At 29.9% G+C, this 13,847-nt stretch carries 15 protein-coding genes; 9 read left to right on the plus strand and 6 right to left on the minus strand.

The window, feature by feature from the left end; all coding sequences use genetic code 11:
- Positions 1 to 103 precede the first annotated feature (103 nt).
- The 3 genes from HPY60_06745 to HPY60_06755 form a co-directional block, all read right to left on the minus strand.
- Entirely contained in the window at positions 104 to 1,342 is a 1,239-nt protein-coding gene (locus tag HPY60_06745; GenBank protein ID NPV50876.1) for a putative DNA modification/repair radical SAM protein, read from the minus strand.
- Positions 1,343 to 1,433: 91 nt separating this feature from the next.
- Complete coding sequence (locus HPY60_06750) at positions 1,434 to 2,216, minus strand: isopentenyl phosphate kinase family protein (protein ID NPV50877.1); 783 nt, start codon at positions 2,214 to 2,216, stop codon at positions 1,434 to 1,436.
- Between the two features lie 43 nt (positions 2,217 to 2,259).
- A complete protein-coding gene (locus HPY60_06755; protein ID NPV50878.1) occupies positions 2,260 to 2,568 on the minus strand; it encodes a hypothetical protein in 309 nt (102 codons plus the stop codon).
- A 290-nt stretch (positions 2,569 to 2,858) separates the two neighbouring features.
- Here HPY60_06755 and HPY60_06760 point away from each other — a divergent pair, with 290 nt between their 5' ends.
- The gene (locus HPY60_06760) at positions 2,859 to 4,268 is read left to right on the plus strand and encodes a response regulator (GenBank protein ID NPV50879.1); all 1,410 of its coding nucleotides are present in this window, start codon (positions 2,859 to 2,861) and stop codon (positions 4,266 to 4,268) included.
- Between the two features lie 13 nt (positions 4,269 to 4,281).
- On the opposite strand, the gene HPY60_06765 is transcribed toward HPY60_06760, so the two are convergent.
- Both HPY60_06765 and HPY60_06770 read right to left on the minus strand, forming a co-directional pair.
- Positions 4,282 to 4,461, minus strand: a complete 180-nt coding sequence (locus tag HPY60_06765) for a YegP family protein (GenBank protein NPV50880.1) — start codon at positions 4,459 to 4,461, stop codon at positions 4,282 to 4,284.
- 60 nt (positions 4,462 to 4,521) lie between these two features.
- Positions 4,522 to 6,990: a hypothetical protein gene (locus tag HPY60_06770; protein ID NPV50881.1), complete on the minus strand. Its 2,469-nt coding sequence runs from the start codon at positions 6,988 to 6,990 to the stop codon at positions 4,522 to 4,524.
- Between the two features lie 95 nt (positions 6,991 to 7,085).
- Between HPY60_06770 and HPY60_06775 the strand changes: the two genes are divergently transcribed.
- Positions 7,086 to 7,745 carry a tetratricopeptide repeat protein gene (locus HPY60_06775; GenBank protein NPV50882.1) on the plus strand — a complete coding sequence of 220 codons (660 nt, stop codon included), beginning with the start codon at positions 7,086 to 7,088 and terminating at the stop codon, positions 7,743 to 7,745.
- On the opposite strand, the gene HPY60_06780 is transcribed toward HPY60_06775, so the two are convergent.
- Positions 7,746 to 8,369 carry a transcriptional regulator gene (locus HPY60_06780; protein ID NPV50883.1) on the minus strand — a complete coding sequence of 208 codons (624 nt, stop codon included), beginning with the start codon at positions 8,367 to 8,369 and terminating at the stop codon, positions 7,746 to 7,748.
- Positions 8,370 to 8,474: 105 nt separating this feature from the next.
- On the opposite strand from HPY60_06780, the gene HPY60_06785 reads away from it, so the two are divergent.
- The 7 genes from HPY60_06785 to HPY60_06815 all read left to right on the plus strand — a co-directional run bounded on the left by HPY60_06785 (position 8,475) and on the right by HPY60_06815 (position 13,680).
- A complete protein-coding gene (locus tag HPY60_06785) occupies positions 8,475 to 8,963 on the plus strand; it encodes a hypothetical protein (GenBank protein ID NPV50884.1) in 489 nt (162 codons plus the stop codon).
- Between the two features lie 115 nt (positions 8,964 to 9,078).
- A complete protein-coding gene (locus tag HPY60_06790) occupies positions 9,079 to 11,229 on the plus strand; it encodes a PAS domain S-box protein (protein NPV50885.1) in 2,151 nt (716 codons plus the stop codon).
- Between the two features lie 52 nt (positions 11,230 to 11,281).
- On the plus strand, positions 11,282 to 11,887 hold the full coding sequence (locus HPY60_06795; protein NPV50886.1) for a CDP-alcohol phosphatidyltransferase family protein: 606 nt from the start codon (positions 11,282 to 11,284) through the stop codon (positions 11,885 to 11,887).
- Between the two features lie 14 nt (positions 11,888 to 11,901).
- Positions 11,902 to 12,474, plus strand: coding sequence for a CDP-archaeol synthase (locus HPY60_06800; protein NPV50887.1), 573 nt, complete (start codon positions 11,902 to 11,904; stop codon positions 12,472 to 12,474).
- 4 nt (positions 12,475 to 12,478) lie between these two features.
- The gene (locus HPY60_06805) at positions 12,479 to 13,183 is read left to right on the plus strand and encodes a class I SAM-dependent methyltransferase (GenBank protein ID NPV50888.1); all 705 of its coding nucleotides are present in this window, start codon (positions 12,479 to 12,481) and stop codon (positions 13,181 to 13,183) included.
- A gap of 137 nt (positions 13,184 to 13,320) precedes the next feature.
- Complete coding sequence (locus HPY60_06810; protein NPV50889.1) at positions 13,321 to 13,509, plus strand: 4Fe-4S binding protein; 189 nt, start codon at positions 13,321 to 13,323, stop codon at positions 13,507 to 13,509.
- Between the two features lie 12 nt (positions 13,510 to 13,521).
- A complete protein-coding gene (locus HPY60_06815; protein ID NPV50890.1) occupies positions 13,522 to 13,680 on the plus strand; it encodes a hypothetical protein in 159 nt (52 codons plus the stop codon).
- The last annotated feature ends 167 nt before the right edge of the window (positions 13,681 to 13,847 follow it).

Below are 13,847 nucleotides of genomic sequence, written 5' to 3' on the forward strand. Positions count from 1 at the left end.
TCTGGATCAGCCGAAATATTCAATTCGTACCACGATACTTTTGTTGATTTTTCTATAAGAATTGGAGAAACATTCTTATTCATTGAAAGATATTCTGATACACTTAGTGACTTTTGCATTCTATCCACCTGTCAATTCTAAAGTATTCGCCCCCATTGATTTTTAAAAAAGGCGTGGCATTTTTGACCCTAACTCCCAAATTATGAAGTTGCTCCCTTTTGTAAATTTTACTCTTTTTTCTATAGTTGACGATTCTATATGCACTCTTTGGCCCTATTCCCGGAACTCTTAGAAGTTCATCATAAGAAGCCTCATTTGGGTCAATCGCAGAATCAAGCATCTTTAAGGCAATGAAAAGTTTAGGATCTTTATTATTGAGAAATCCTTCTTCATCAAATGCTATTTTAATTTCTTTTTCAGAAAAATTGTATACTCTGTATAACCAGTCCATTTGATAAAGCCTATGTTCTCGCCATGTAGGTTGTGCAGATACTTCTTCTAGTGAAGTCCCAATTACAGGATTAAATACGGAATAATATACTCTTTTCAACGTCATTTCTCTGTATTCTTTTAGAACTCTTTTGAATATTTCAAGATCACTTTCTCCACAAGCACCTACTACTAGTTGTGTTGTCTGGCCGGCTGGGAGCTCTTTTTTTAATTCCAATTTTTTTATATAATATTGTCTTCTTAATATATCATTTACATAATTTTTTGTACTACTTAACTCTGAAAGGTGGGCGTTTGAAGGAGTTTCAATATTTACACTCAATCTATCGGCCATTTCAGATGCTTGTTTGATATATTCGTAAGAAACTCCGGGCAAGACCTTAAAGTGAATATAACCTGCAAAATTATATTTGTCTTTCAAAATTTTTAGAGTTTCGATCATCTTTTCCGTTGTAAGATCTTCGTCTGAACTAATCCCAGAACTTAAGAAAAGACCCTCTATGTAATTTCCCTTATAGAGTGATATTGTTATTTTTGCTAACTCTTCTGGGGTATAAGAGTAAACAGTTTTATGCCCTCGGTATTCTTTTGAATTTTGGCAATATTTACAATCGTGAGTACAATAATTTGTAAAAAGAGTTTTGAACATAGAAACACAACGCCCGTTTGCCGTAAAAGAATGGCAAATTCCAGATTTCGTTACATCCCCTAAAACTTCATTTTTATTTACAACTCTTTTAGTTGAAGAAGATGTACAAATATCGTGTTTAGTTCCTTGTCCAAGGGCATCTATCTTAGATAAATCAATATCTCCAAATACTTTCCCTTCATCACCTATACAATCATATCCACTTTGAGTTACAAGATGAATTATTTTTTCAAGGGAAGTCATAAATAATTGTTAATAAATTTTTATATATCTGTTTAGGGAGAATTGTTTTACTTTTAAAATAGGAAAACAGATATTTATTAAAATATTTGAATTATTTTGAAAGATTTTTCTTTTTAATTATTGTTCCTTTAACATTTCCCCTCAGAGTTTCCGCTAAATTGCCCTTTTTAGTTAAATTAATCACATCTATTTCTATTCCCATGTCAAATATTGGTAGGATTTCAGAGAATTTGCCTTCCATACCTCCAGAAGCATCTCCTGTATCCTTGGCAAACTTAAATACTTCTTTGATATTTTCTTCCGTTATATTTTCAATCAATTTAACATCATCTTTCTTTGGGTCTCCTGTATATATGCCATCTACATCTGTTCCAAATACAACTCTTGAGGGTTTTAATAGTTTTGATAGGTAGGATACTATTTGGTCCCCAGATAATATTGAGAATACCCTATTTCTATCAAAAACTAGATCTCCTGTAAATACCGGGAGTAACCCAAGTTCTATTGCCCTCAATAAGGGCTCTTTATGAAATTCAACAATTCTGCCATTTGATGTAATAAAGTTAGAAAAAGTACCTATTTTCACAGGAGTTAATCCATTTTGCATAAGAGATTTGAGTACAATACTATCAAGTTCACTAACGCTAGCTCTTGTCTCGGAAAAACCTTTAAGCTGATATTCATCAAAATAACCTTTGCCAAGGGAGTATTTTTTTGCAATAGGATGGCCATAAGAACCTGCACCGTGAACCAGTATAGAAACCCTCCCAGCTTCTTTTATTTCTTGGGCCAATCTAGAGATTACTTCCATATTGGGAGTAAAATCTTCACTTTTTTTAGTAATTGCTGAGCCGCCTGCTTTTATTATAATCATAAAAAATAATAATTAAATTGTTAATAAAAAGTTTGCTGTTGGATTAATAGATTGAGTATGTTGGATTAGAAGATTTATGTATAGAATCGACTTTTTCAATATACATGCCCATTAAAAATCCTATTATAAAAAAGAATCCAAGGAGAATAACACTGAGCATTACTGTAGATGTCATGAAAAGATTGAAAACAAACATTTCAAAACCTATAATACATCCCAAACTGAAAACAACTACTGAGCCTAAGTTTGCCATTCCCATATCTTTTTTTTGTGGCACTTTGTCTATAACTTCATCGATAAGCGTCTTGACTTCGTTTATTAATTCTAAGTCACTATGTGGTTTAGATGCCATAGGACATCTAATATAAATATTATTTATAAATTTTGTGGTTTATAGCTATTTTATTATCATAAACTAGTATTTATAAATAATATATAATCCTTATAAATAACTTAAAATCTATCAATGAATAATTCAACAATTTAAAATATTTTTAACTATTGATAATCAATAACAATACGAAAAGTTTATATATTTGAAAACTAATTCTTATTAGGTTTTCCATATTTTTCCTATTTTTTTCCATATCTTTAAATATATGAAAAGCGAATAAGTATAAGACGAACATCAAGGATAAGAAAATGAAAGTGTTATTTGATAAAGATTATCTAGATTCGGGCACAAAAATAGAAGATTTATCTAGAGAATCGATTATTGTAGACTTGATCCCTGGAATAATCCATGAGATTAATAATTCTTTAGCTTCAGCCTTGGCAAGCGCTGAGCTATTACAACAAGAAATGGGCACATTAAAAAAAGAAATAAATGAAAACAAAATTAATCTTAATTTAATTAATCATATAGAAAAACTCTCTTCATTAAAAAAAACTAGCACCCCAAGAATTCACAATATAGTGTCGGCATTACTAAAAGAAGAAATTCATAAATTAAAAGAAGAATGTGCGAAAAAGAACATCGAGGATTCAAAATTTGAACGTCTTGATAAATTGATTAGCCTAAATATGAACAGTACTAAAAGAATTGACCTTATATCCAAAGCCTTTAGAAGACTTGTTTCTTTTGAAGAAGATATAACATTGATTGATGTTAATGAAGTTGTAAATGCTAGCTTAATAATTTTACAAGATCATTTAAAAAATAGGTACACTATTCGAGAAGAATTCTCAGAATTGCCATTAGTGCATTTTAATTTTCATCAATTGAATTATAGCATTATATGTATTTTGTTAAAAACTATAGAACTAATGAATTCAGGAGAGCTTCATCTTAAGACATTTGAAACAGAGGAAACTATTCATATTAATATCAACTTAATTGGTGGAGAAATTTCAAAAGAATGTGTTGATGCCATGCTTAGTGATGGCATATCAAAATCAAAAATTGATTTAAATTCGATTAATAAGTTGCTTCAATACAAAGGTGGAACTTTAGACATAATTAAATCAAATGAAACACTAGGTTCAGATATTAATGAAATGAGCGGTGGACTAGTCTTTGATATAAAGATTAAAAAAGATCATATATTGGGCCCTGATAAAACTCAATTGGATCCAAAAGATTTTCTTTTAGAAGAAGATGTTTTAGTTGATACCAATGTTTCCGAGTCAAAAGTGGAAGTATATAATATTGATAAAGAGCATTCTGAATCAAATAATATTTTAGTTGTAGATGATGATCCAGAAACGTTAGTTAGCTTATTCTTGTCACTCAAGCATTGCAATTTATCCAATAAAGTTATTATTGCTAAAACTGCTGAGGCAGGGATAGAACAGCTTAAAGAAAGAAATTTCTGCTTAGTCATATCAGACTACAGACTTCCAGGTATGGACGGGATTAGTTTTCTTAGTTATATAAAAGAAAAATACCCAAAAACAACAAGAATATTGATTACTGCATATCCAAACAGCGTCCTAAAAGAAGAAGCATCAACCAAAGCTTCAGTTAAGTTTTTCATTGAAAAACCTTGGGTATCTAAAGATCTTACTAAAATAATGCAGCAAATAGAAGAAATAAATATTAAAAATATATGAGTAAAAACAAATATTATTTTTCTATTTCAACAATTTCTGCGGCAGGTGCATTCTTCTTTACACTTTCAATTCCGTTCATGCATGAAGTCTTGGATTTATATCCTTCACTTACTGCTATAACCTGACCGTTTCCAGCTTTTAATCTAAATCTGTATTCACCTGATTTATCTTTATATACTTCAAATTTTGTCATATTTCCACCATTTATTATTTATTTTTGATACTTATAAATCTAACTATTAAAAATCAAATTTCAATAATATGCAGGTATAATTTCCATTTTTTTATTTCCATTTTCATTGTAAGATATTTCCCATTTTGGAATCCAAACTAATGAAACCATTTTGATTTCTATGTCCGATTTTTTTGGCTGAATTATAACTTCATTTATTTCTTTTATTTCATTTTCTCTTTTTTGTTTTATTTTTTCAATTTGAATTTTGAGTTCATTTTCTAATGAATCCATTTCTTTTTTAATCGAGTCTATGTCCCTTTGTGCCTTATCAATGTCGGCAGCAACTGTTTTGCTTTTTTGGTATTTGTTCATTGCTTTAGATGCAGATCTAGTGGAACGTCTTCCCATAAACATACCAACTACTGATTCTCCTGCAGATAACAAAGCTTCTTGTTTAAGGGAACTTGCAGCGGATTGTTTCTTAATCAACACATCTTGAGATTTACTTAATTTTACCTTGAGCTTTTCTAACTCCTTAGCATATTTTTGTTCGATTTTGTCAACTTCTTCATCTCTTGTTTCTCTTGCAATCTGATTTAATTTTAGAATAAAGTCTGATTTAGTTTCATTAGATTTTGAATATATTTTTAATAATGGGCTGTGATACAATTTGAAATTACTGTTGTAAAATAAGAAATCTGTAAAGCTTTTCTTTAATTCATTAAAGTCCCTAGGATCGTTGATATTTCCAGGAACTTCGGAGAATTTTGCTTTTCCTTCTGGATTTGTTTGAAGACTTGATAAGTTAATTTCTTGAGCTTTGTCCCAATTCATAATTTCAGATGGAAATAAAATTAAATTTCTTTCTTGGTCTTCGTTTAATTGAGTATTCTTATCTTGAAAATGAATTACTGCTTTTCCTATAACTCCTGGGGAATATACAAGAGACGGTTCTCCGAGCGAAATATCTTTTTGATATTTGTTTTTTATTTCCTGTATGGCAAGCGTTGAACTCTTAATTAAAGGCAAATATACCTGTTGAATATCGCCGGAAATTGTAGGCGGAGCTCCAGAAATTTTATTTGAAGTTATTTCCGGAACTAGTGGTTTAATAGAGGGAGTTATTTTTATTTCTTGAACTTTATCTTTCATTATTGTTTTTATTTCATTCTTGGTCATTGGCCCTCTAAGATAACTCATTGCCCATCTTGTTTGGAAAATGATTGGGTTCTTCGAATGAACGCTGTGGAGAATAAATACTCTTTTCCCTAGATTTGAGATTAGTTTGTCTATTTGCTCTTTATTTAATAACTCATTTGAGCTAGAGCTTATTGTATCTAGCCCTTCAAGTAATCTCATTTTATCCCTTTCTGTTTGAAGTCGACCTATAAACCATGTTCCAGTATTAGTTAATCCCTTGTAATCTAAATCTACGGGGTTTTGCGTTGCCAATACAATCCCTACTCCAAAGGCCCTAGCTTGTTTTAATAAGGTAAGAAGTGGCTTTTTACTTGGAGGATTAGAAACTGGAGGAAAATATCCAAATATCTCATCCATATAGACCAGAGTTCTAAGACTATTAGTTCCACTTTGTTTTCTCATCCAAGATATAATTTGATTAAGTAAGAGTGTTACAAAGAACATTCTTTCTGAATCACTCAAATGTGCAATGTAAAATATAGAATGCCTTATTTTTCCATCTTCGTTTGTGATGAATCTAGAAATGTCTAGTGGTTGGCCTTCAAGCCAGTTTTTGAAGGTTGGCGATGCTATAAGACTATTGAGTCTCATTGATAAGGCCATTCTATCTTTTTTTGGAAAAAATGTGTCGATTTCAAAAACGCCTAAAGTTCTAAAAGGCGGGTCCTGAATTGAAAGAATCAGTTTTGCTATGTCCAAGTTTTGATTTTTGCTCCAGAAATGTTCGAATATATTTGATAGTAAAATATGTTCGCGTGAATTAATAGGATCTGCTTCAACTCCAATCAAACCTAATATACCACTAACAATCCCCTGTATTTGTTCTCTAATAAGTTCTGAATCATCCTCCCAACTAAGTGAAGGTGCATCAAAAGAATGTAATATTGAAACAGGAGCACCTGCCTCACTTCCTGGCGTATATATGACGAAATCAACGTTCTCACGTAACATTTTAATTCTATTTTCATCTTGCCCCCAATCTGCCAATCCCTTTTTCCACATCTCTGCTTGTTGAGCAGCATATTCTTCAGTACTCATTCCTTTTCTATTTGCTTCATCAGGGTCCACCCATGAAGAAAAATTTTCTTTTGTTAATTCTGGAAAAGTTAATAGTAAATTTGTTATATCTCCTTTTGGATCAATTATTATTGCAGGTATATTATCAATTGCAGCCTCTTCCAATAAATCAATACAAAGACCGGTTTTTCCACTTCCAGTCATACCAATACATACTGCATGAGTGGTAAGATCTCTTGAATCATACATCACTAAACTGTCTTTTAGCGAGTTAGTGTTCATGTCATATTCTTTACCTAGATAAAATGAACCTAATTTTTCAAATTCCATTTTATTTCACCCATTTATTCTATAGTTAACATATTAATTTTATACTTAATAAACTTATACCAAAAAGTTATATTTCTTCAACTGTTGTAGTTAATATGGATGAAAATAAAATTGAAAAAGAGAATATGAAATTGAATGAAGCTAACAAATACATGGCCGAGGGCGAATATGAAAGAGCAATTAAATTATATGAGGAATACATAGAAGATTCTCTAAAAAATAAAAAAATAAAAGAAGCGGCCATGGCATATCATAATATGGGCATTGTTTATGACAATCAGAAAAATTATATTGAAGCCATTGAATGTTTTAAAAAAGCACTTGAATACCACAAAATGATTGATAATTACCGTGGTATGTCTTGGGCCTATTATAGCATCGGATTGATTTTTGGGGAATTAACCAATTTTAAGGAAATGGTTGAATACAACAAAAAAGCAATAGAGTGTGGAGCAAAAGCACAGGATAATGAGATTATCTTAAAATCCTATAATGGGATTGGCCACGCTTTAAAAGAGCTTAAAGATTATTCTAAATCCTTGGAATACCTTAACAAAGGATTAGAATACTTTGATTCAGAAAATTCATACCATATATCAGAGACCTATTACCTAAGGGGGATTTCATTAGATAATATGAATCTAAGAAAAGAAGCAATAGAATCTTTTAGTTTGGCAATTGATTATGGGGCAAAGTCAGGTAATGAGCAGATTGTTGCTTTAGCATTCTCAAAAATCTCTGAATTCCAAGCTTGATTATATTTTCTTAACAGGCTGTCTTAACACTGTCTTAATCTTCTCTGGAGAAGTTTTTCTAGGGTCTGAGAGATATATTTCATGATGAAGACCATTTTTAATAAGAGAATTATTCTTAATAAATTCTTTCATTTTTTCAATTGTTTCTTTTTCAGCATCATAGGAGCCAACGTGTAATATTTGGGCAGAAAGGCCCTCTTCATAAGATTCAAATTTTAGTTTATCAATAGAAGGAGTATCTTTATTTTTCTTTGATAATTCGATAGCTAATTTAACTAAGTCTTGATTCACAAATTCCGGTTGCATGATCATTAATTTCCATTCAAATCTGTCCTTATTATTTAGATTGAATTCCTCACCACTTATCCACCAAAGCCCTTCTAAAGGAGGAACAACATATTCAAAATAGCCTTTTGGAACATTCCCTTTTTTTGGGCTCATTTTAATTGAGTAAGAAACTCCATATAGTACATCTATAGCTTCTTGGAAATCATTTGAGGTATTTGGATTTCCTTTTCCGACAATTGTTAGAAAATTCATCTTTGGAATATTAACAATTGAAAAATTTTTTTGATTTGGCAAATATAGATTTTTCAACATTTTTTTAAAATCAATTTTTTCCATACCGATTCTTAATTTGTTGCAATTAATAAAATTTATCTTGAAGCATGCCAACATTTAAATAATATTTTTATTTTAACAAAGTATCCATATTTTTTGGGGATAAAAATGGAAACTGAAAAACGATTAAAATATGTCGGAGTAATAATGAATGCATGGCTCTATGGAGTAGAAGATACAGCTAACTTATTTTTTGATAAACCCAAACTTTTCTATAGAAAATGGGGGGCAATAGCCATTAGACCCTTCATCGAATCATGGAATGATCTTGGAATTGAGTTTCAAAAAGGATTAAGCCCATACAATACTTCAAAGATGTTTATCCAGGCTCTTGTAAAATCTAATTTTATGAACGAAGAGGATTTTGATATGATCGGAGATGACAATAAATTTTTATTTAGTGCATTAAGATGCCCCTATAAGGAACATTGTGGAAGATTGAATCATGAAAAGAAGGAGCTAGCTTGTCTAAGGGCGATTACTCTTTTAGGTGCAATGGATTTTAATAATGATGGCGATTCATTAAAATATAAATATGATTTTGAATTTATATTAGAAAATCCCTGCACAATAATTTTTGAAAAATTTAAAGATTAACATTTATTTTTATCTTTTTGCGATTTATTCAATATTTAGAGATAACTTAATATATAGTTTAATCGAAGAATATTAAGTTATTTAGATTCATAAATTGTATGGTCTTAATGATTTTATGGATAATAAATTTAGTATTCCAAGAGATGGGATTAATTTAGAGGATTATTTTTCTATTTTTGAAAATATTAACGAAGCAATATGTATCAATGCAAAAGATGGAACAATATTTTTTGTTAATAATTCGACATTAGATTTGTTTGGGTATCCAAGAGATGAAATACTCGGCATGAATATAATTAAACTATATGCTAATCCAGACGATAGGCCAAATATAGTAAATGTTCTAGAAAAACAAGGATTTTTAAAAGACTTTCCCGTAAAATTAAAAAAGAAAAATGGGGAAATTATTGACTGTGAATTTAATACCAAGATAATAGAAGATACTAAAGATAATAAAATATTTTATGGATTTATTAGAAATATAACAGAAAGGAAAAAAATAGAAGATAAACTAAAAGAAAGTGAAGAGAAATATAGAACTCTTTTTGAAAATGCAAGTGATCCTATTTTTCTTCTTCAGAATGGATTTTTCATTGATTGCAATTCTAAAACTTCAAATATTTTAGGTTATAGGAAAGAAGAAATAATTGGAAAAACGCCTTATGATATTTCTCCACCAATACAACCTGACGGCAAGAGATCAAAAACAAAAGCTAAAGAAAAAATTGAAGCTGCATTGGAAGGCATTCCACAATTTTTTGAATGGAGACATATAAAATCAGATGGGTCTTTTGTTGACACAGAAGTTAGTCTTAATGTAATTAACTTATACAAAGGAAAGTATTTACAGGCAATAGTGAGAGATGTCACCGAAAGGAAAAAGGTCAACGAAATAATTTTGGAAAATGAAGAAAAATTTAGATCAATTTTTGAAGCTACAGCAGATATAATAACCTATGTAGACAATCATGGTACTATAATCGACACGAATTCTAAAGTTAAGGATATCCTTGGGTATGAGAGGGGGGAAATTGTCGGAAAAAACTTTAGAGATTTGAAGTTAATAGATATTGAACAATTACCTAATTTAATTAAACTTTTTATTAAAACAATCCGTAGTGGGAAAGCATCAGAAAAAACAGAACTTACTTTGAGAAACAAGGATGGTGACAAAGTATACTTTGAAGTTGCAACTCAATTTATAAATAAGAATAAAAAAATAACTGGTGCAGTTTCTATTTTTAGAGATATCTCTGAAAGAAAGAGAATAAAAGAGGCTTTAGAAAAAGAAAAAGACAATCTTTATTCGCTAATGAATGAACTTCCAGGATACGTATGTGTTTATTCTCCAGATTTATCAATATTATTTGCTAATAATTTCTTAAAAGAGAGGTTTGGGAAAATAGAAGGAAAAAAATGCCAAGAAATTTTTCATGGATTTAAAGATTGCTCCGAAGAACCGTGTAATTGTTGTCCTGTGATTAGAATATTTGAAACAGGAGTTCCAGAAAAATGTGAAAGAAAACAAAAAGATGGAAAAATATATGATATTTATGATTATCCTTATACAGATTCAGATGGTAACAAACTTGTAATGGAATTTGGAATCGATATAAATGAAAAAAAATTGGCTGAAAATAAAATTATTGAATTAAATGATACTTTAAGATTACTGAATAAAATTCTAAGACATGATACTCTCAATAATCTAATGGTAATAAGTGCCAATATTGAGATGATAAAAACAGAAGACAAAGATAAAATTACCAAAGCTTTTGAATATATCCAAAAAAGTGCAAAATTAATCAATAGAATGAAGGAACTTGAATCCTTAGTTTCAACTGGGTTTGAATTAAAAAGCTATGATGTTAAAAATATATTAATCGAGATTTCAAAAAATTATTCTGATATTAAAATTAAAGTATGTGGAAATTGTATAGTTTTGGCTGATGAAGCGATTAGTTCTGTTTTTGATAATATAATTAGAAACGCTGTTATACATGGTAATTCCAATAGAATTGACATTAAAATAAGAAAGGTCAAAGATTATTGTGAAATTGTGTTTGTTGATTATGGTATTGGCATTCCCTCAGAAATAAAGAGTAAAATCTTTGATGAAGGGATATCTTATGGTAAAAATAAAGGAGCTGGATTGGGATTGTATATTGTGAAAAAAACTCTTGAAAGATATGGTGCAAAAATAGAAGTTGAAGAAAATTTGCCAAAAGGTTCAGCTTTCATTCTGAGGTTTATAAGGGGCGAATAATTTTATAATTTATTTCAGTTAATCTTTTAACTTCAATTTAAGATTATTGCCTATGCCAGCTTCTGTTATTAACGATTTTAAATCTATACCTAATATGATTACTTCGATAAGGTTTGTTTTAGCTCCATTTTTACTTTACTTCGCGTCTTCAAAAGAATTATTTTTGTTTACAATATTTTTTTACATATGTTCAATTTCAGATTATATAGACGGGCCAATAGCAAGAAGATTTAATCTGACTTCAGAGCTTGGTTCCTTTCTTGATAATCTAGCTGATGAACTATTGCTTTTATCAGGACTTGCATTTATGTATTTATTAAAACCTGAAATAATGCTCGATAATTTAGCGATATTTATAGTATTTTTGACCATATATGCCATCGAAAGAATACTTTTTTATGGGGTACATAAAGGAAAGCCAAGGTTACACTTATATTCGGGAAAGACTTTTGCTAGGGCTTATTATTTATTCCTTCCTGTAATGTTTTTCGTTAATAACTATGGGCCATTTTTGTATCTGATCCTTTCATTGGGTGCCGTCACATTAATTGAACAATCAGCCATTTATTTAAAATACAAAGAAGTAGATACCGAAATGAAATCAATTATTAATCCAAAATACAATCCACTTAGTTATATTTACAAATTACCTTTTTAGGTAAAGAGGTCTAAATGATTCAAATATACATCGAAAATATCTCCTCATATGCCCTCTCTTGTATATGGTTTATTTTGCCAGCCTACGTGGGCAACATGGCCCCAGTATTTGCAAAAAGATTATTCAAAGATAGATTTTCTACGCCTATAGACTTTGATAGGAACTTTAGGAATATCCCCATTGCAGGAAAAAATAAAACATATCGCGGATTATTTGCTGCGATTTTTCTTTCAACAATAATAGTTCTTATTCAAAAAATTGTTTATTTTGAACCATTTATAAATAGCATTTCTCTAATAGATTACTCAAAAATTAACTGGCCCTTATGGGGATTACTAATGGGCAGTGGTGCAATGTTTGGCGATTTCATTAAAAGTATTGTAAAAAGAAGAATTGGCAAAAAACCTGGTGAATCCTGGAAACCTCTCGATCAGGTAGATTTTTTAGGCGGTGCATTATTTTTATGTTCACCTCTTTATTTGCCATCTTTAGATATAATCTTAGGGATATTTGTGTTGCTCCCTATATTGAAGATATCTCTTGATCGAATAGGATATCACCTTAAAATACACGATTCAAAATGGTAATATCATGAAAATAGATTACAATGAAAATTATTATTTTAATGAATTCAAAAGTCTTGGTACAGACTATAACGATCTTGAAGAAATTAAGATATATGATGAAAGAATGAGTAAATTAAGGGATATACAAAAAGAAATTGAAAACACACTTAATCAAATTGACCTCAAAAAAGAAGATATAATCATTGAAATAGGTTGTGGAACGGGCGAATTTTCCATAGAAGCAGCAAAAAAGTGTAAAAAAGTTATTGCAATCGATGTATCTAATAATATGCTTCAATATGCAAAAAATAAGGCCATCAATCGGAGGATAAATAATATTTCTTTTATCAATTCAGGATTTTTATCATATAAACATAAAGATGAACCTGTAGATATAGTCGTTTCAAGTATAGCTTTACACCATTTGCCCGATTTCTGGAAATTAATCGCCTTAAGAAATATTAGTTCTATGCTTAAAACTAAAGGTAAATTTTATCTTCATGATGTCGTTTTTTCATTTGATATTGATAATTTTGAAGACGCTATTGAAAAATGGACTAATCAAACAAACGATAGTAAAATGAAAAAGAGCATGTTAAATCACATAAGTCAAGAGTTTTCTACAATGGACTGGGTAATGGAAGAATTACTCCAAAAAGCAGGATTTAATATCGAATATAAAGAGTATAAGAGTGATTTTTTCGCCACATATTTATGCATTAAAATCTAAAAATATATTTTTAATATAACTAAAACAAAAAATAACCCAATAGATGAAATAAATAATAATTATATTTTAAAAAATCTAAAGTAAGAACTATTATATATGGAATACAAATCTTCTTTTCATTATTTTAAGGTGAGAATATGAGAAAAATAGTAAAAGTTGATAACGAAAAATGTAATGGATGCGGGATCTGCTCAGTCATATGTCCTTTGAAAGTCGTGTCTCTTGAATCTGGTAAGGCTGTAATAGATGAAGAATCATGTGACGGCCTTGGAGGATGCGTTAGGAGATGCCCTCAAAAGGCAATGAGCGTAGTGGAAGTTAATTAAGAGTATTATTTCATGATATCTTTTAAGAATAAATTTTGCCAATGCAATACAGAAAGAGATATTGAAAGAATTGAAAGGATATGTTGTTCACTTGCTACAGTAACTTATAGATGCCCAAAATGCGGGGAAAGAATAAAAAACATTGAATACACTTTAGACGAAGAGAAATAGTTTTAAGGATGTAAAAATGAATCAATTAATACAAATTATATTTCTCATTTTTTGATATCTTTTCCTAGTTTTATTTCTATATACTCAATATATGCTCAGAATGATAAATCTAACATTCAGGTTACAGATTTAACTTGGGCCCCTAAAAACCCTAATAGGGATGAAAA

It is taken from the genome of Methanofastidiosum sp., assembly GCA_013178285.1.
Taxonomy (GTDB): Archaea; Methanobacteriota_B; Thermococci; order Methanofastidiosales; family Methanofastidiosaceae; genus Methanofastidiosum.

Excerpts from the sequence above, each read along its gene's own strand:
- HPY60_06745 (NPV50876.1), bottom strand. The coding sequence starts at position 1,342 with ATGACTTCCCTTGAAAAAATAATTCATCTTGTAACTCAAAGTGGATAT.
- HPY60_06750 (NPV50877.1), bottom strand. The coding sequence starts at position 2,216 with ATGATTATAATAAAAGCAGGCGGCTCAGCAATTACTAAAAAAAGTGAA.
- HPY60_06755 (NPV50878.1), bottom strand. The coding sequence starts at position 2,568 with ATGGCATCTAAACCACATAGTGACTTAGAATTAATAAACGAAGTCAAG.
- HPY60_06760 (NPV50879.1), top strand. The coding sequence starts at position 2,859 with ATGAAAGTGTTATTTGATAAAGATTATCTAGATTCGGGCACAAAAATA.
- HPY60_06765 (NPV50880.1), bottom strand. The coding sequence starts at position 4,461 with ATGACAAAATTTGAAGTATATAAAGATAAATCAGGTGAATACAGATTT.
- HPY60_06770 (NPV50881.1), bottom strand. The coding sequence starts at position 6,990 with ATGGAATTTGAAAAATTAGGTTCATTTTATCTAGGTAAAGAATATGAC.
- HPY60_06775 (NPV50882.1), top strand. The coding sequence starts at position 7,086 with ATGGATGAAAATAAAATTGAAAAAGAGAATATGAAATTGAATGAAGCT.
- HPY60_06780 (NPV50883.1), bottom strand. The coding sequence starts at position 8,369 with ATGGAAAAAATTGATTTTAAAAAAATGTTGAAAAATCTATATTTGCCA.
- HPY60_06785 (NPV50884.1), top strand. The coding sequence starts at position 8,475 with ATGGAAACTGAAAAACGATTAAAATATGTCGGAGTAATAATGAATGCA.
- HPY60_06790 (NPV50885.1), top strand. The coding sequence starts at position 9,079 with ATGGATAATAAATTTAGTATTCCAAGAGATGGGATTAATTTAGAGGAT.
- HPY60_06795 (NPV50886.1), top strand. The coding sequence starts at position 11,282 with ATGCCAGCTTCTGTTATTAACGATTTTAAATCTATACCTAATATGATT.
- HPY60_06800 (NPV50887.1), top strand. The coding sequence starts at position 11,902 with ATGATTCAAATATACATCGAAAATATCTCCTCATATGCCCTCTCTTGT.
- HPY60_06805 (NPV50888.1), top strand. The coding sequence starts at position 12,479 with ATGAAAATAGATTACAATGAAAATTATTATTTTAATGAATTCAAAAGT.
- HPY60_06810 (NPV50889.1), top strand. The coding sequence starts at position 13,321 with ATGAGAAAAATAGTAAAAGTTGATAACGAAAAATGTAATGGATGCGGG.
- HPY60_06815 (NPV50890.1), top strand. The coding sequence starts at position 13,522 with ATGATATCTTTTAAGAATAAATTTTGCCAATGCAATACAGAAAGAGAT.